The sequence below is a fragment of the Novibacillus thermophilus genome (assembly GCF_002005165.1).
In the GTDB taxonomy this organism is placed as follows: Bacteria; Bacillota; Bacilli; order Thermoactinomycetales; family Novibacillaceae; genus Novibacillus; species Novibacillus thermophilus.
Genome location: NZ_CP019699.1, coordinates 180,806 through 197,749 on the forward strand (window position 1 = coordinate 180,806; position 16,944 = coordinate 197,749).

Annotated in this window: 17 protein-coding genes and 5 tRNA genes; 17 read left to right on the forward strand and 5 right to left on the reverse strand. The window is 50.0% G+C overall.

The window, feature by feature from the left end; translation table 11 throughout:
• Positions 1-204: 204 nt before the first annotated feature.
• Positions 205-1,578, reverse strand: coding sequence for an aminotransferase-like domain-containing protein (locus B0W44_RS01070; RefSeq protein ID WP_077721189.1), 1,374 nt, complete (start codon positions 1,576-1,578; stop codon positions 205-207).
• Between the two features lie 171 nt (positions 1,579-1,749).
• On the opposite strand from B0W44_RS01070, the gene blaOXA reads away from it, so the two are divergent.
• Positions 1,750-2,553, forward strand: coding sequence for a class D beta-lactamase (gene blaOXA, locus B0W44_RS01075; protein WP_077721190.1), 804 nt, complete (start codon positions 1,750-1,752; stop codon positions 2,551-2,553).
• Positions 2,554-2,719: 166 nt separating this feature from the next.
• Here the strand turns inward: blaOXA and B0W44_RS01080 are convergent, their stop codons facing one another.
• The 3 genes from B0W44_RS01080 to B0W44_RS01090 form a co-directional block, all read right to left on the reverse strand.
• Complete coding sequence (locus B0W44_RS01080; RefSeq protein WP_228441628.1) at positions 2,720-3,868, reverse strand: DUF418 domain-containing protein; 1,149 nt, start codon at positions 3,866-3,868, stop codon at positions 2,720-2,722.
• Between the two features lie 79 nt (positions 3,869-3,947).
• The gene (locus tag B0W44_RS01085) at positions 3,948-4,685 is read right to left on the reverse strand and encodes a MerR family transcriptional regulator (RefSeq protein WP_077718409.1); all 738 of its coding nucleotides are present in this window, start codon (positions 4,683-4,685) and stop codon (positions 3,948-3,950) included.
• 61 nt (positions 4,686-4,746) lie between these two features.
• Positions 4,747-4,971 (reverse strand): helix-turn-helix domain-containing protein, encoded by a 225-nt coding sequence (locus tag B0W44_RS01090; RefSeq protein WP_077718410.1) that lies wholly within the window; start codon positions 4,969-4,971, stop codon positions 4,747-4,749.
• A 160-nt stretch (positions 4,972-5,131) separates the two neighbouring features.
• Between B0W44_RS01090 and B0W44_RS01095 the strand changes: the two genes are divergently transcribed.
• The 7 genes from B0W44_RS01095 to B0W44_RS01125 all read left to right on the forward strand — a co-directional run bounded on the left by B0W44_RS01095 (position 5,132) and on the right by B0W44_RS01125 (position 7,693).
• On the forward strand, positions 5,132-6,055 hold the full coding sequence (locus B0W44_RS01095; protein ID WP_077718411.1) for a glycine betaine ABC transporter substrate-binding protein: 924 nt from the start codon (positions 5,132-5,134) through the stop codon (positions 6,053-6,055).
• Between the two features lie 172 nt (positions 6,056-6,227).
• On the forward strand, positions 6,228-7,085 hold the full coding sequence (locus tag B0W44_RS01100) for a nitrilase-related carbon-nitrogen hydrolase (RefSeq protein ID WP_077718412.1): 858 nt from the start codon (positions 6,228-6,230) through the stop codon (positions 7,083-7,085).
• 101 nt (positions 7,086-7,186) lie between these two features.
• Positions 7,187-7,262: transfer RNA gene (locus B0W44_RS01105), tRNA-Glu, on the forward strand.
• Position 7,263: 1 nt separating this feature from the next.
• Positions 7,264-7,339, forward strand: a tRNA-Val gene (locus tag B0W44_RS01110).
• Between the two features lie 16 nt (positions 7,340-7,355).
• Positions 7,356-7,431, forward strand: a tRNA-Lys gene (locus B0W44_RS01115).
• A 75-nt stretch (positions 7,432-7,506) separates the two neighbouring features.
• Positions 7,507-7,590: transfer RNA gene (locus B0W44_RS01120), tRNA-Leu, on the forward strand.
• A gap of 28 nt (positions 7,591-7,618) precedes the next feature.
• Positions 7,619-7,693: transfer RNA gene (locus B0W44_RS01125), tRNA-Gly, on the forward strand.
• Positions 7,694-7,816: 123 nt separating this feature from the next.
• On the opposite strand, the gene B0W44_RS01130 is transcribed toward B0W44_RS01125, so the two are convergent.
• Positions 7,817-8,014 (reverse strand): alpha/beta-type small acid-soluble spore protein, encoded by a 198-nt coding sequence (locus tag B0W44_RS01130; RefSeq protein WP_149026897.1) that lies wholly within the window; start codon positions 8,012-8,014, stop codon positions 7,817-7,819.
• A 155-nt stretch (positions 8,015-8,169) separates the two neighbouring features.
• Between B0W44_RS01130 and rocF the strand changes: the two genes are divergently transcribed.
• The 9 genes from rocF to glmS all read left to right on the forward strand — a co-directional run bounded on the left by rocF (position 8,170) and on the right by glmS (position 16,874).
• Entirely contained in the window at positions 8,170-9,069 is a 900-nt protein-coding gene (gene rocF / locus B0W44_RS01135; protein ID WP_077718414.1) for an arginase, read from the forward strand.
• Between the two features lie 89 nt (positions 9,070-9,158).
• Positions 9,159-9,701: a hypothetical protein gene (locus tag B0W44_RS01140; protein ID WP_077718415.1), complete on the forward strand. Its 543-nt coding sequence runs from the start codon at positions 9,159-9,161 to the stop codon at positions 9,699-9,701.
• 145 nt (positions 9,702-9,846) lie between these two features.
• Positions 9,847-10,422: an RNA polymerase sigma factor SigW gene (sigW, locus tag B0W44_RS01145; protein WP_077718416.1), complete on the forward strand. Its 576-nt coding sequence runs from the start codon at positions 9,847-9,849 to the stop codon at positions 10,420-10,422.
• 41 nt (positions 10,423-10,463) lie between these two features.
• Positions 10,464-10,784 carry an anti-sigma factor family protein gene (locus tag B0W44_RS01150; protein WP_169835360.1) on the forward strand — a complete coding sequence of 107 codons (321 nt, stop codon included), beginning with the start codon at positions 10,464-10,466 and terminating at the stop codon, positions 10,782-10,784.
• Entirely contained in the window at positions 10,784-11,128 is a 345-nt protein-coding gene (locus tag B0W44_RS01155) for a polymer-forming cytoskeletal protein (RefSeq protein ID WP_169835361.1), read from the forward strand. The genes B0W44_RS01150 and B0W44_RS01155 overlap by 1 nt, the downstream gene beginning before the upstream one ends.
• Positions 11,129-11,238: 110 nt before the next feature.
• Entirely contained in the window at positions 11,239-12,054 is an 816-nt protein-coding gene (cdaA, locus tag B0W44_RS01160; protein ID WP_077718419.1) for a diadenylate cyclase CdaA, read from the forward strand.
• The gene (locus B0W44_RS01165; protein ID WP_077718420.1) at positions 12,047-13,261 is read left to right on the forward strand and encodes a CdaR family protein; all 1,215 of its coding nucleotides are present in this window, start codon (positions 12,047-12,049) and stop codon (positions 13,259-13,261) included. The genes cdaA and B0W44_RS01165 overlap by 8 nt, the downstream gene beginning before the upstream one ends.
• 15 nt (positions 13,262-13,276) lie before the next feature.
• Positions 13,277-14,617, forward strand: coding sequence for a phosphoglucosamine mutase (glmM, locus tag B0W44_RS01170; RefSeq protein ID WP_077718421.1), 1,341 nt, complete (start codon positions 13,277-13,279; stop codon positions 14,615-14,617).
• Positions 14,618-15,044: 427 nt separating this feature from the next.
• Positions 15,045-16,874, forward strand: coding sequence for a glutamine--fructose-6-phosphate transaminase (isomerizing) (glmS, locus tag B0W44_RS01175; RefSeq protein ID WP_077721192.1), 1,830 nt, complete (start codon positions 15,045-15,047; stop codon positions 16,872-16,874).
• Positions 16,875-16,944: the final 70 nt, after the last annotated feature.

The window sequence follows — 16,944 nt, forward strand, 5'->3', positions numbered from 1 at the left end:
TTGTTACAACAAGGGTTTTGTATTTAAAGGAAATGTATGATTGGGGGCGAATTGGGATCATCTTAAGGAGACAGATTTTTAAGATTGCTGAAGGAATAGGCAGATCCCACAACAAGTTGCTTGACAAAATGGGGGTGCAGTGTTGTCATTGAGTGTTGGAAAGTAGACAGTCAGGCGAAACACGTGGTCCATCCACCAATGATGTTAGGTCCACCGAAAAGAATAGATCTGCCTTTTCTTGAGCATTAATTTGTTAATGCCGTTCGCTATTTTTTGAATGCCACGATCGATCAGTTCTTCTTCCACTTGAGAAATACTCAGCCTTAGGACGTTATCTTTTGCAAATTCGGGTAGGAACATTTTGGATGCATCGTCGATGTACACATTTTCCTGTTCTAAAAGTTGAATGAGCTGCTTGGCCTTTAGCGGTTCAGGTAATGCGATCGTGGAGTAGAATCCGGATAGCGATTTTGAAAAGGAAACGATAGAAGGCAAATGGTCCCTATACGCTTGTTGTAGCAGCGCGGCCTTTTTGCTGTACATCAGTCTCATCTTATGGATATGGGCATCAAACATTCCACTTTTCAGATAAATTTCAAGTGCTCCTTGGGTGAGTACCGGAGAGTGCAAATCTTGCGCGAACTTGGCCTGCAAAAACCTCTCTCTTATGGCATCAGGAATGACGGCGAGTCCCAGGCGCAAGCCAGGCAGCATCACCTTTGAGAAGCTTTTCGTATAGATGACTCTCCCAGAAGGATCATAAGCAAACATAGGGTCGTGTTTCAAATTCAGATCCAGATCCCCCATATAGTCGTCTTCGATAATGTAGACGTCGTATTTTTGAGCCAATTCGACAATTTTTCGCTTCTGTGTATTCGTGTAGCTGTACCCCGTAGGGTTGTGGAACCGTGAAACAGTATAGAAAAACTTGACATCACCGCGCTTAAAAATCTCCTCCAGACGTTTCAAGTCGATTCCCTTGCCTGTGATCTCAATACCGATGGATGCTGTTTGATGTACTTGAATGGATTCGATAAAACTGGCATGGGTTGGCTGTTCCACGCATATTTTATGTTTCCCGTTGGGAAACGGCAGTGAAACGAAGAGATTTAAGGCCTGCTGGGAACCGGAAACGACACATATCCGCTCCGGAGTGGTAAAAACTTGATTGTTTCGCAAATACTGGACCAGTTGCTCCCGCAGGGAGTACAACCCTTGGGGCTCCGAGTACACAAACATCTCATGCTTATATGTTTCAATAGCCTGGTTGATGCAGTGTTGAAAATCACGAAAAGGCATTACGTGTCGATCTGGACCGGCAGATAGAAAATCAATCTTTTTGTTCTCTGTCGAATGGCTTAGTCGGAAACGATGGTTGTCTACAACGTAGTAACCGCTTTTAGGCACCGAATAGATTAAGTGCTTGCTCTCCAACTCCTGATAAGCTCTGATAACCGTATTTTTACTGCACGCAAACTCCTTGGATAGAGCGCGAATGGAAGGCAACTTATGGCCGGGCTTTAAAAGACCTTCTTCGATTTGTCGAATAATTTCATCCACAATGTGTACGTATTTCATTTCCTGATCCTCTCCCATCTGTACGGGTACAAAGCGAAAAAAAGCGCATTTCAATGTGACCTCAACACCAGTATACTGACTTTACATAATAGAGAGAAAGGAGGTAAGAAAAAGTCCAGCCGCGTTTTTGCTACATTTTATAATGATTAGGAGGTATCCTACGTGAAAAAAATGAAAAAGTTAGTGATCGTGCTTCTTACCTTGTTCATGGTTGGAGCAACGGTTGGTATCCTGACTGGAGCCAATACAGCTGACAACAAAATAAAGGAACTTCAGGCCGATCGCCTTTTTGCTGACACATCAGGGACGATCGTTATGAAAAACCTAAAGAATAACAAAATGTACGCTTACAATTTTAAGCGAAGCAAGGAGAGATTTACGCCGGAATCCACGTTCAAGGTGCCTAACGCGCTGATCGGTTTAGAAGAAAAGGCCGTAGAGGATGAATACGATGTCAAACGCTGGGATGGGACCGTTCGGCAATTCGAAGAATGGAACAGAGACCATACTCTAGGTTCAGGAATGCGGCATTCGGTTATATGGTATTACCAGGCAATGGCTCGAGATATTGGGGCAGAGAAGATGCAAGATCACCTGAATCGCATAAATTACGGCAATCGCGACATTTCAGGCGGCATCGATACGTTCTGGCTTGACAGCAGTTTAAAAATATCCGCTCTAGAACAGATCGCGTTCATGGAGCGGCTTGTAAAAGAAACATTGCCGTTTCATAAGCAAACGATGAAAATCGTCAAAAGGATCATGATCGAAGATGAACAGGATACTTACACGATTCACGGCAAAACGGGCACCAGGTTATCCGATACAGGTCTTGGGTGGTATGTCGGGTTTGTGGAGACGAAGAAGGACATTTGGGTATTTGCCACAAACGTTGACGGGAGTGGCTCCACCGCGAAAGACATTACACTTAAGTGTTTAAATAAACTGCGGATTATTAAAAGTCACGTGGATTGAAAAACGTTTTTTCGGGAGCTTTCGTTCATCCGTCGCAAAGCTCCCTTCGCATCCAGATTTCATGTACAACAGGGTATCCCCTTTGTGCACACGAGAGCAAACTATTGGACCTATTTGGCAGAAAGGCCCACGTCACACGATTGCGAAATAAGGGGCCTTGTTGTATTTATTTTTTATAAACTAAGTGTCGCATGAGGGATTCAAGTGGTCCATTCATGTGGTACCTTTCCAGTACATAAGCAATAGCGACGGCTAAAACCCATATGGAAATTGCAACAAACGTGGCTCCAGTGTTGTCTAATACTCCGCCTAAACCTAATGCAACAGGTGAAAATAGAAGGACTAATAAGGTTTCATTGAGAACAAAAAATGTGAGTGAACGTTTTCCTAAAGAAGTTAATGATTTAATGAACCAACCAGGATTTTTAAGAAGGTTGCCAAGAATTCCAAATAACGCTGCATATCCTATTCCGCCAGCAATGCCGGTTATGATGTGAATTCCATAAACGATGCCAGCTAAAAACAAACTTGGCTCCCACAGTTCACCGATCAGTACTAATGGAAGGGCACCTAGGATGGAGATGGCAATACCAATCGCAGCCACCGTTTTTAATCTTCTACTTGGTTGAAGCACTTTCGTAAACAGTTGTTTTCTTCCAAACCACATCCCTGCCAGAACAGAGGGGAGAACGGGGAAAAGGAAATGAATGAGGAGAGGGATCATGGGAAAATAGAACATTGCTTCCATTACCGACTGCATATAATCATGATTCGTGGAAAAGACAGTGCTAAAGCCATAACGGCCGTTTTGATACAAAAGGAACCCCCACACAAATGGGAGATATGATACAACGATTAGTGTGACAAACACTGTAACCGTGATTAAGACTTTATTCTGGCGTAATAACAACCAACTCACTAAGAGGCCGGCAACACCGTAAGTCATTAAAATATCTTGGCCGCCAATAAATACGGTTAATATAAATCCGAACAAGATTAGATATAGAGAACGACGCCTAATTGTTTTCTTTGCTTCTTTTTTTGAGCAACCCTTTGAAAGTTGGTTTTCGAACATCATCACTAATCCGTATCCGAATAGAACTGAAAATAAAGACCGTGCACGATTATCTATAAAAAGTTCACCAATGGAATTAAGAAGTTTATCCAAAAAGGTAACACTTTCTGGCCGGCTCATGATCCCTGGGCCAGATCCGTACAGCAATAGTGGGGCATGTGCCATTACGATGAGCAGAAGCATAAAGCCTCTCGCTAAATCAAGTGAAATAGCCCGTTTTTTAGAAAATGATCCGTTCATGTTGCCTTTCTCCCTCAGTGGATGAACTACTGGTTTTTTCTTTTTCCGCCAGATGGTATGCGAAAATGACCGCATCAACTCAATGACCTTCTTCTAACCTTTCTGCATAAACGTCCATGATATCGTCGATATACTGAATGACATCTTGGTCCAAAACAATTAAGGCAGATTCCTCGGGTGAGCGCTTTTGCAGCTCCCAATACTTGTTAATCAGAGTGTCATCTCCGTGAAAGGCGTCATTTAAAAAGCGCGTCAAGCGTTCAGCCAATGCCTGAGACTTTGGGGCGTACGGGTCTTCGTGCTTTTGTTCATGTGCTGTTTTTAATAAATCTACCAACGCCATCGCTTTCTCTTCGCCAATATCAAACAAAGGGTTATTTAAAATTTCCAATTCCCTTTCGTCAAAGTATTCGTTTAAAAATTTCGTTTTCTGTCTTTGCCCCTCTCGGGACTGTCGAACATAGCGAAAAATGTTGTCCCAGCTTATGTCCTGTTCCACAATGGAAAGTTGTAAACAAAGGCGAGACAATTTCTCCAGATAGCTCAGCCGTTCCCTTTCCTTTGCGATATACGCTAAATGTTCTTCAAAAACATTTTTCCATTGATTTTGATCGAGAATCTCCTTAATTTGATTCAAATTAAAGCCAAGTTCCTTCAATGCAAGAATTCTGTGCAATTTCAGAACATCTTTTTTCGAGTAGTAGCGGTAGCCTGATTCTGCAACATGGGATGGCCGCAACAAATTTATTTCGTCGTAATACCTGAGTGTGCGAACGGTCAAGTTCGTTTCGGATGCGACTTTACCAATACCGTACATACAACGCAATCCTCCAACACTTTTGCTAATCTCATTATAAACTCTAACGTCAACGTGAGAGTCAATACCCGTTTTCTCTTCTTTCGCATATGCGAATCCCGTCACGGTTCGTCTCTAACAGATGATCTCTTTTTAGTTGATTGAGCGTACGGCTAATCGATTCGCGCGAAGTGCTGATCATGTTGGCGAAGTCCCGGTTGGTGATGGGGAACGGGACGAAAACGCCGTCATCCCTTTTTTGGTCCGCATTTTTTCTCCCCAGCGATTTGAATGATTGAGTAAACATGTCCGTATTGCCAAGGATTGTAAGACCAGTAGACCTGATATCCGATCAGGGGATGACATCAGCAGCTATCCGTGCTCAAGCCCCATGACCCTTTTTTCATTTCGGCCCGGCTTTTGTTACAATGGGCACCAATGTGTATAACTTGGGGAGGCATTGTTTGATGGGTTTAAGGAAATTAGTTGTTGTGTTGTTTGTAGGGGTTGTTCTCGCACTCGCCGCGTGCGGAGGAGAGGGCGCATCTGATGGCTCTTCTGACGCTGACAGCACGGAAGGGGACGGCGGAGAAGAAGCCGTCAGTGAAGAGAAAGGGACGATTACGATTGGCATGAACAATTGGGCTGAGAACATAGCGGTTTCGAATATGTGGAAAATTGTGCTAGAAGAGCGGGGTTACGACGTGGAATTGATGCCGGTAGAAAAGGCGGCTTTGTACGAAGGATTGGCAAGTGGAGAATTAGATATTGGAATGGAGATTTGGCTGCCGAATACAGACAAAGCCCATTATGAACGGTACGAAGAAGAGATCGACTTGCGCGACACGTGGTATGAGGGCACTGACCTGGCGCTCGTCGTCCCTTCTTACGTAGAGAATGTGACGAGCATTGAAGATCTCGAAGCGAACAAGGACCAGTTTCATTCACAGATCGTCGGGATTGAACCTGGCGCCAGCATCATGGGGCTCACTGAAGAAGTTATCGCCGAATACGGTCTCAGTTACGAGCTGGTCGGTTCGTCAGAGCCGGCAATGTTAGCCGAACTGCAAAAAAGCGTCGAGAGTGAAGAACCGATCGTTGTAACCTTGTGGAAGCCTCACTGGGCGTTTGCGGAGATGGATTTGAGACTGTTGGAAGACCCGAAAAATATTTACGGTGACGCAGAGAACATCTACTATGCAGCACGTCAAGGCCTAGAAGAAGAACAGCCTGAGATTGTAGAATGGTTTGACAACTTCATGTTAGACGACGAGCAGTTAGGAAGTCTGATGGCGGCCATCGAAGAAGCGGATTCTGAAGCAGAAGGCGCGCAAAGCTGGATAGATGAAAACCGGGAACTCATTGATGAGTGGACGAACACGTCAAAATAAAATAAACAAAGTCGACCCCACAGCAAGGAATAAATTGACACAGCGAGACGGCATGGCCGATCTCGTTTTTTTTATCTCTGAGTGGATCACCAGTATTTTAGAGGGATTCAGACGCCACTTGTCGAAGTGAGTTGGTACATGAACGAAAAAATGGAAGGGAGACTGACAGGCTATGCTGAAGGCGGCCGGGATACAATTTTGTTCCGAACCAGGGAATGTCAAAAGCAACGTCAGACGGGCCGTGTCGATGGTGAACGCCGCTGTGGAACAAGGAGCTCGATTGGTTGTCCTCCCGGAGTTGTGGCCGTACGGGTACAATTTGTCCCCAGACCAGTTTGCCCAGTTGGCGGAAACAGTGGAAGGGAACGTCATGGTGACGTTCCGTGCCCTTGCGCAGAAACTGGAGGTCGTGATGGTGGTGCCATTTGCGGAGAGAGCGAATCACCGTTTGTACATTGCGGCGGCCGTCATTGAACAGAACGGTGCTTTAATTGGCGTTTACCGCAAATCTTTTCTGTGGGGGCGAGAAAAGCACATTTTCACCCCAGGAGAAAGAGAGTATCCCGTCTTTCAGACATCGGTTGGCAAGCTGGGGGTGCTGATGTGCTATGATGCAGAATTTCCCGAATCGAGCCGCCTCATCTCACTGCAGCAGGCCGACCTCATTGTTGTGCCCGCTGTTTGGAGTGTGCAGGCAGAAAGGAGATGGGACATACAACTTCCGGCACGGGCGCTGGACAATACGGTGTTCGTCATGGGTGTCAACGCAGTCGGCGGGAACAGTTGTGGAAAGAGCAAATTCGTCAGACCCGACGGCATCGTCCTCACTGAGGCGCCTCGGTCGAAAGAGGCAGTTTTGATCTGTGAAATGGATAGCGCCGTCACAACAGAAGTGCGCGGGTCCATCCCGTACTTAAAAGATTACGATTTTACTGTCATTCCAGGACGTAATGGGGAAGCTGGAATTCATAAGGAAAATGATGAACAGTTACATGAGGGAAAGGGACACTCACGAAAACGGTGGGAGTGAAAAAGAAGTAATAAGAAAATAAAAAAATCGCGCGAAATCTTTACAAAGCCCGTTACTTTGTTATAAAATAATGATTGTCGATTTAGACAGGTACTGTTTCTGGCCCGTTGGTGAAGCGGTCAACACACCAGCCTTTCACGCTGGCATTCAGGGGTTCGAATCCCCTACGGGTCACCATGGACGGTTAGCTCAGTTGGGAGAGCATCTGCCTTACAAGCAGGGGGTCGGCGGTTCGAGCCCGTCACCGTCCACCACATCTGACAGTATCTTGAGCCATTAGCTCAGTCGGTAGAGCACCTGACTTTTAATCAGGGTGTCGCAGGTTCGATTCCTGCATGGCTCACCATCGTCTTCTTATAATGAATGGTCGTACGGGTACCCAACATGTTAATGGGTACATTGTTATTTAATCAGCTCATTGGCGGGTGTGGCGGAATTGGCAGACGCGCTAGATTTAGGATCTAGTGCCTTTGGCGTGGAGGTTCGAGTCCTCTCACCCGCACCAATCCAGGCATAAAACGACAAACACCCGTGCGGAAGTGGCTCAGGGGTAGAGCATCGCCTTGCCAAGGCGAGGGTCGCGGGTTCGAATCCCGTCTTCCGCTCCACGTAACCGAAAGCCGCTCGATTGAATCGAGCGGCTTCAGTTTAGGGAAATTTGATCGCCTTAGGTTGTGCGCGCATTGTTCTGTGGCTAAACAAATGACTTGCAGTTTGGCGAAACCATTTCCCTAAGCCTTCTTCCCGAGGGACTCTTCTCCCAGCTGAATCAGCTTTCTCACTATTTGCCCTCCGACAGCACCGTTATTCCGGGCGGTTTGGTCGGCTCCCGTTTCAATGTCGAGTTCTCGAGCCGTTTCCTCTTTCAAACGATCCAACGCGTCTTGAGCCCTGGGCGCTAACCGTTCACGTCGGTTACGGCGTGTCACTGGGATTCACCTCGGTAAAGAGGAATTGACGCGGCTTAACCGCGCCAACTATAATGTGTGATGGTTCGGTTAACCCCATACAAGGAAATCTTTCCGCTGTGTATGTTATTTTGTAAACAAGAAAAAATGAAACTGAGTTGGAAAAAGGTGAAGGTATGTTACGGCAAATAACAGTCATCGGCGTACCGATGGATTTGGGCGCCGACCGGCGCGGAGTCGACATGGGACCGAGCGCGATACGCTATGCGAACCTTCAGGGCAAATTGCAGCAAATCGGGTTTGAAGTGGAAGATATAGGAAACCTGCAAGTGCCGACGCCGGAGACGTACGAGATAGGCGACACGAAGCTGAAGTACTTGCGTGAAATTGTTCGTGTCAACGAAGAGCTGGCCCAAACAGTCACGAGTGTGATGGAGAAAGGGGGCTTTCCCCTCGTATTGGGTGGTGACCACAGTATTGCCATCGGGACCATTGCCGGCGTATCTCGCCTCCAGAAGAGGACGGGTGTCATTTGGTTTGACGCCCACGGTGATCTGAACACCGCAGAGACCTCGCCGTCCGGTAATATTCACGGTATGCCCTTGGCCGCAAGTTTGGGGTGGGGCCATCCGGACCTGACGAATTGCGCCGGTGATGGGCCTAAAATTTCACCGGAACACGTGGCGCTCATCGGAGTCCGTTCCTTAGACGAAGGAGAAAAAAGGGCGATACAGGAGAACGGAATTCACGTCTTTACGATGCATGAAATCGATCGAATGGGGATGGCCAAAGTTGTCGAGGAAGCTCTCCACATTGTCACGAATGGGACAGACGGCGTACACCTCAGTCTCGATCTGGACGGGATCGATCCGAACGAAGCGCCGGGTGTCGGGACCCCAGTAGCCGGGGGAGTAACCTACCGCGAATCCCACTTGGCTTTGGAAATCATTTCTCAGGCTGACGTGTTGACATCTGCCGAATTCGTAGAAGTGAATCCGATTCTCGATGTAGAAAATAAAACGGCGAAAGTGGCGGTCGCTTTAATAGGGTCTGTTTTTGGGGAACGCGTGTTGTAATGGCAGTGCTCTTGAATTATTTTTAAGATGAAGGGAGAATGTGTCGATATTTAAAGTGACAGGTAACGTTTGTGGAGGATGTAGTTAGCATGAATATTGCCCGTACCTTAGCTAAACCGACCGTCTCCCGCAGTAAAAAAAATCGCCGCAGGCGCAGAATCAGACGGGCGTTCAACGTCGCCGTTTTGATACTCCTTTTGAGCAGTGCAGCGTTTGCTGCCTATTGGACCGTTATCGGCATTGGCATCGTGTGGCGCACTTTAGGTTCTCCCGCTTTAGCTACAACGTGGGCGTGGTTACAGGGGATGACGTCAGCTGAGAGGTTCATGTGGCTGAACTACGTCGGCTGGGGAGCCGCCGGCATAGGGCTGTTGTCCAGTTTCTGGTTGTGTGCGCACGGTACCCGGTGGGTCAAATGGCTAATGTTAATAAGTTTTACGTACTGCTATGGTTTTATGTGGTATATCGTGTGGCTGGCGATCGAGTCGTTCATCGGCATGAACGGTTGGACGGCCAACGGACTTTTGGGGTTCGCTGTCATAAGTTACGTCTGGATCGTCAGCCACACCGGCATGTCCAAATCCTCACCCAAGCCTAAACAGGAGATAGAGGGCGAATCGTCAGGGAAGTGACTGAAGCTCTTGTCAAGTCATTTTTCTGACGATTTTTTTTGTACTAGTGAAACGCAACTTTTTTTGTTTCGTATATAATAAAGATCGTAGAATCACGACGGCCAAGTCGCTACGATCCTGCAACATGCGGAGGTTTTTGTGCAGTATGCAAGAAGAGCAATTGGAACCCCGGCTGGTAGAGCAAGCGAAAGAAGGCAACCAGTCGGCTTTTATTCAGCTAGTCGAGCGGTACAAGGATAAAATATACTCCTTATGTTTACGCATGTTGCGTTCTGCCGAAGATGCTGAGGACGCTGCACAAGAAACGTTTTTACGCGTCTACACGAACTTACACCGCTTTGATCCAAAGCACCAGTTTTCGACGTGGATCTACCGCATAGCGTCTAACTTGTGCATCGACCGCATTCGCAAAAAAAAGCCGAACCACTCGTTAGATGAGCCCATAAGGGGAGACGAAGGGGGACGGGATCGGTTAAGCCAGCAGGCGGGCGATGAACCGACGCCGGAAGAATCCCTTATAGCATTAGAGACGCGAAAGCGCGTGGTCGATGCGTTAGAGCAGTTGCCGGCTCACTATCGAGCGGTCATCGTTTTACGTTATTTTCATGATTTGTCGTTGGCAGAAATCGGGGAAATTCTTTCCTTGCCGGTGACCACGGTGAAGACTCGTGTCCACAGGGGACGGGAAGCGCTGCGTCGCCTCCTCTCACCGCTGGAATGAAACCGTATGGCTGTCAACCGTTAACTGATAAAAGTTGCAGGATGGAGGAAGGAGTGGCCGATGTGGACTGTCGAACGAGTCGCTTGATGATGCACCGCTATTTGGACGGTGATCTATCAGAAGACGAGCAGCAGGAATTGCGGCAACATTTTAATGTCTGTTCGGCCTGTTTAAAACATTTCCGCGAGCTGGACTACACGGTTACAGCGCTTCAAGCAGATGCGATCGTCGACGCACCGTCCGATTTTACTGAAAAGTTGTTTCAGCAGCTTCCCAAAAAAACTTCTGGGCGACGGTCTGCCTGGGGGAAAGGTTGCGGCGACACCCCTTTATCTTTGCGGCATCCATTTTTCTCATCTTGATGAGCACCAGTTTTGTAGCCGCTTGGAACAAGCCGACTGAATTCTCGATGACGACGGACCCTGAGAATTTAGATGCTATCGTCATCGATGCAGAGACACAATCAGTCCGCATTCCGGAAGGGCACACGGTCGAAGGGGATTTAATCGTACGCGGCGGTAAGGTGGATGTGCGAGGAGAAGTGACGGGTAACGTGGTGGCGGTTGACGGTGAAGTCGTGTTAGCTTCCACAGCACACATATACGGTAAAAAAGAAGAAATCGATCAAGTATTTGATTGGATTTGGTTTGAGTCCCGGCGGTTGTTGGAAAAACTTTGGCCGGGGGGACGTGACGAGGGAGATTGACGAAGGACCCAATGCCATAAGGGATTCATTGCGTCAACAGTGCGTCTTTAGTACTCTATAGGTATAGATAGAACAGAGAGGCAGTCGGTTGTGTGCCAGGGGGTTTTTTCATGGACTGGTTGTTGGGGCTCACCGAGTATGTCAACGACGTCGTCGACATACTCATCGTCAGTTACGTCATCTATAAATTGTTAATGCTGATTCGGGGGACACGTGCGGTTCAACTCTTGAAAGGGATTATCGTCGTCATCCTCGCCTGGGTGCTCAGCACCTTTTTGAATCTGCAAACGTTGCGCTGGATGATGGAACAAGTGTTTACATTCGGTGTCCTCGTGGTGCTGATCATTTTCCAGCCTGAACTGAGGCGAGCCCTGGAACAACTGGGACGAGGACGTTTCTTTGGCCGCAGTCAGACCCTTGAGGAGCAGCGGGTCACGAAACTGGTCGGCGATGTCGTCAAAGGCGTCAGCTACTTAGCCCGACAACGGATTGGGGCCCTGATCGTGATTGAACGAGAAACCGGCATCATGGACTATATCGAGACGGGTATTACGATGAATGCCGACACCAGCTCGGAACTCCTCATCAACATCTTTGTTCCTAACACCCCCCTCCACGACGGCGCCGTGATCATCCGCGAAGACAAGATTATGGCTGCGGGATGTTATCTGCCGTTGACTGATAACCCCTTTATAAGCAAGGAACTGGGGACACGTCACCGGGCAGGAATCGGTATGAGTGAAATTTCCGACTGCATTTCCGTGATGGTGTCGGAGGAAACGGGGCAAATTTCCGTGGCGGTCAACGGAGAAATTACGCGCGGTTTAACGGAGGAAACGTTGCTCGACAAGCTGTACAGTGAACTGAAACCCTCCCGCAACAGTCAGTTCTGGCAGTGGAAAGGGGGGGACCGCCACAGTGGATAAGTGGCTGAAGAGCAATACCTTCGTCAAAATCATGTCGGTCGGTTTGGCGATTTTGTTGTACATCGCCGTGAACGACACGCCGTTGGGCAGACAGCCGGCGAATCAAACGACGGCGACGGTCATTCGCAATGTGGCGCTGGATGCCCACATAGACGGGGATCGGTATGTCGTGGTGGATATGCCGCAAACGGTGAATTTGACGTTGCGGGGGAGTTCATTTTTGTTAAACCGAGTTGTCGTCGGAAATTACCGCGCTTATGTTGATTTGACCCCATACGGCACTGGCGTTCACCGAAATGTACCGGTGAAGGTGGAAGGGTTGCCCGAAGGGATAGATTACGTGACAGAGCCGTCGAGCGTCAGAGTCGTCATCGAAGAGAAACAACAGAAAGAAGTGGACGTCCAGATCGAAACAGTCGGTCAACCTGCCGAAGGGTACACATTGGGCACACCCCGCGTCTCCCCGGACAGAGTGCTCGTCCGGGCCAGTGAAGCGCGGCTGGAGGACGTTGAACTTGTCAAAGCCGTTGTCAACATTAGCGGTCAAACGGAGACGATACGCGAGACTGTTGAGCTTAAAGCTTACAGCGGGGCGGGAGACGTGTTGGAAGACGTCGAAGTGGTGGAACCGGAGGCCGATGTCAAAGTGCCGATTGTGAGTCCGTCAACTGAAGTTCCGCTTCGTCCTCAAGTGAAGGAATTTCCGGCTGACGGCTACAGTATTCACAACTTGGCCGTTAAGGACAATCGCTTTACCGTCTATGGGAACAAAGACGTCATCGATCAACTGGACGTGTATCCCGGCCCCGCCCTCGACCTTTCCGGCGTGTCCAAAGATAGAACGTTTGAGGTGAAAATCCCGTTAATAGAAGGGGTAAACCGCGTAGAACCGGAGACGGTGACGATAGACGTTGACGTACGTCGAGCGGAGCGGAAAGTGCTTGAGAACATACCTGTAAAAGTGCGCGGTTTACCGGACGATAAGCAGGCAAATGTGGTGTCAGACGAAGATGGCACCGTGTCCGTCACACTGGAAGGCTCACCGGAACGCTTAAATGAGGTAGACAGACGTGATGTCGAGGCGTATGTCAACGTTTCCGACTTAAAGTCAGGCGTTCATGAAGTGGAGGTCCAATTCGACTTACCCCCCTTTATACAAGCGGTGGAAACCGCGAGCATACAAATAGAACTGAAGAACGATACATAGAGAGGAGAAAAACGAGTGGGAAAATACTTTGGGACAGACGGTGTCCGCGGCATTGCCAATGCAGAACTGACGCCTGAATTGGCATATCAACTGGGGAGGGCTGGGGCCTACATCCTGACGGAGAATGCAGAGCGGCCGAAAATCGTCGTCGGCCGAGACCCCCGCATTTCCGGCCACATGTTGCAAGCGGCACTCGTCTCCGGGATGCTTTCCATCGGAGCCGACGTCATGTTGCTCGGCGTGGTGACGACGCCAGGAGTCGCTTTTTTGACGCGGCATGTTGGCGCCGACGCAGGGGTGATGATTTCGGCGTCCCATAACCCGGTCGAAGATAACGGCATCAAGTTTTTCGGCCGGGACGGATTTAAGCTGCTGGATGAGAAGGAGCAGGAAATTGAAGAGCTGTTGGACGAGGAAATCGACCGCCTCCCCCGTCCGGTAGGGGGGGACGTCGGCAGACTGGCAGAACGTCCGGAACTCAAACAGGCTTACTTGGCCCATCTGAATCAGACGATTGAGCACCGCTTGGACGGAATGAAGATCGTACTGGACTGTGCACACGGTGCTGCCTCACATTTGGCGCCCGAACTGTTTCGCCAGTTGGGAGCTGACGTGGTCGTCATTGGCGGAAATCCCGACGGTATCAACATTAATGTCAATTGCGGATCGACTCATCCGGAAGGGCTGCAGAAAGCGGTTGTCCGGGAGAAGGCGGATCTCGGCCTTGCCTTTGACGGCGATGCCGACCGCCTCATCGCTGTAGACGAGAAGGGGAAGGTCATAGACGGCGATGGCATCATGTGCATTCTCGCCACACATTTACAAGCACAAGGCAAACTCGCCCGCGATACCCTCGTCACCACAGTCATGAGTAACATCGGCCTGCACAAAGCGGCAGCTGCCCGTCAGATCAAAACCGTCCAGACGAAAGTCGGAGACCGCTATGTCATGGAGGAAATGCGCAAAGGCGGATTTAACTTGGGCGGCGAACAGTCCGGGCACATCATCTTTCTCGACCACGGCACGACAGGCGACGGGATGTTGACTGCCGTTCAGCTGGTGAACGTCTTGACGGAAAGACAAGAGCCCTTGTCCGAGTTGGCGCGTATCATGCAAAAGTATCCGCAGCACATGGTTAACGTGCGAGTGAAAGAAAAGAACGGCTGGGACAGAAACAGCGCTATTCGCGCTGCCGTTGACAAAGTTGAGGAGGCCCTCGGCAGTAACGGGCGGGTGTTAGTACGTCCTTCTGGTACGGAACCGGTCATCCGAGTTATGGCGGAAGGACCCGACGAACATGAGCTGAAGTCGCACGTTGCGTACATTGCCGACGTCATTCAAAGGGAGTTGAGCTGAGACGCACCCGCTCGCGACGTAGGCACGGGTTTCAATGTTCCGCATATGTTGTGGTATGTTCCTCTATTTTGGCTAAACGATAAGCCAATTTTAGAGGAACTTCTTTACAGGTGGAACGCTTTTTAGTAAGATTTTATTGTTCATTCTAGAAGAGAAAGTGAGGGTAGCAAGTATTAAATTTTGAAGCGCCTGAACTGCCATGGACGTTAAAGTGGCAGTTGACGAGGAGGGGGACATTCGAGTCATTCGGCGGGTACCCCCCGGCTTGACCGGAAGTCGAAGTTCGCGGACAAACCGGTAAGGCGACTTACCGAACAAAACCGCCAACATCCGGCAACACCAAAAGACAGCGATGGAAGTGACGGGGCGTTGGAGCCCCGTGCCACGGGGTTTCTGCGCCCTTTTTCGGAAGGGAGACATGAAACTTGTGTGTGGCATAGTCGGATATATTGGAAACAAGGAAGCCCAAGACATTTTGACGGCAGGGCTGAAGAAATTGGAGTACCGCGGCTACGATTCAGCCGGAGTGGCCGTTTACAACGGGGAACGCATCCAAGTGAAGAAGACAGAAGGGCGTCTCGCTGCGCTGGAGGGAATGTTGGAAAGGCAGCGCCTGCCCGGAAAGGTCGGTGTCGGCCACACGCGCTGGGCGACCCACGGCAAGCCGTCTGACCACAATGCACACCCGCACGTGGACAATACCGAGAAGATTGCTGTCGTCCACAACGGGATTATCGAAAACTACTTGCCCTTAAAAGAGGAGTTGACGTCTAAAGGGCACACGTTCGTCTCAGATACAGACACGGAAGTCATTGCCCACTTGCTGGCCGATCTGTATGACGGGGATATGGTCACCGCTGTCCAGCAGGCTGTCAAACGACTGGAAGGGGCTTTCGCGCTGGCGATTGTGACGGAGTATGAACCGGATCGCGTGATTGCCGTGCGCCAGGCCAGTCCCCTTGTCGTCGGCGTGGGAAATGGTGAACACTATGTTGCTTCTGACATACCGGCCTTGCTTCCTTACACGCGTCATGTGTACGTCCTGGAAGACGGTGAAATGGCCGTTCTCACGAAGGACAACGTCCAGCTTTTGACGACGGACGGCACCCCGATTCGGCGAAATGTCCAAGGAGTTAAGTGGGATGTCGCCCAAGCGGAACGGGGCGGCTTCGATCATTTCATGCAAAAAGAAATCTACGAGCAACCCCAGGCCATTCGAGACACGCTAGGAGGTCGCATAGACGAAAACGGCAACGTCGACATCCGGGCCGAGCTGACGTTTAGTGACCGGAACGTATGCGACATTGACCGCGTTCACATCGTGGCATGCGGGACGGCATCGTATGCGGGGATGGTCGGGAAAGGGCTGTTGGAACAGCTTGTTCGTGTACCTGTGGAGTGGGACATCGCGTCTGAGTACCGGTACAAAGGCCCCATCTTCACGGAGAACACCCTTGTCATCGTCGTCAGCCAGTCCGGGGAAACCGCCGATACGTTGGCTGCCTTGCGCGAAGCCCAGCGAAACGGTGCTCGCGTTTTGGCCATTACGAACGTCGTCGGCAGTTCCATCGCCCGGGAAGCCGACGACGTCCTGTACACGTGGGCCGGACCGGAGATCGCCGTCGCTTCGACCAAAGCGTACACGTCCCAGCTGATCGCCTTTTACCTGATAGCCCTTCACTTTGCCCGGGTGAGGGGAGCGCTGCCCCAGGAACAGCTGAGGGCACTGGCTGTCCAACTGCGGCAATTGCCGGAACAGGCCGAGAGACTCCTCGCACAAGCGGGAAAACTTCGGGAGATGGCACGGAAGATTGCGCGCCACGCGCACGTGTTCTACATCGGCCGCGGTCTCGACTACGCCGTCAGTTTGGAAGGCTCGTTGAAACTGAAGGAAATCTCGTATATCCACTCCGAGGCTTACGCGGCCGGAGAACTGAAACACGGCACCCTTGCCCTGATCGAAGAAGGTACCCCGGTGATCGCCCTGGCCACTCAACGGGCGTTGTTCGGGAAAACATTGAGTAACGTGAAAGAAGTGAAAGCGCGCGGCGCCTACGTCATCGGGCTGCGGACGGAGGGGAATGGCGAACTCGATTCGTCTGTTGACGACCTACTGGAAATTCCGGATGTCCACCCGCTGTTGACCCCGCCGCTGTCCGTCGTTCTCCTGCAACTCCTCGCGTACTACACTGCCGTCCTTCGCGGCAACGACGTAGATAAGCCGAGAAATCTGGCCAAAAGTGTGACAGTGGAGTAAGAGGAAGGGAGAAAAACGCTGTCCTGCGACATGTGGATTCACGATGCGCCGACATGTTTTAAAAATTGCG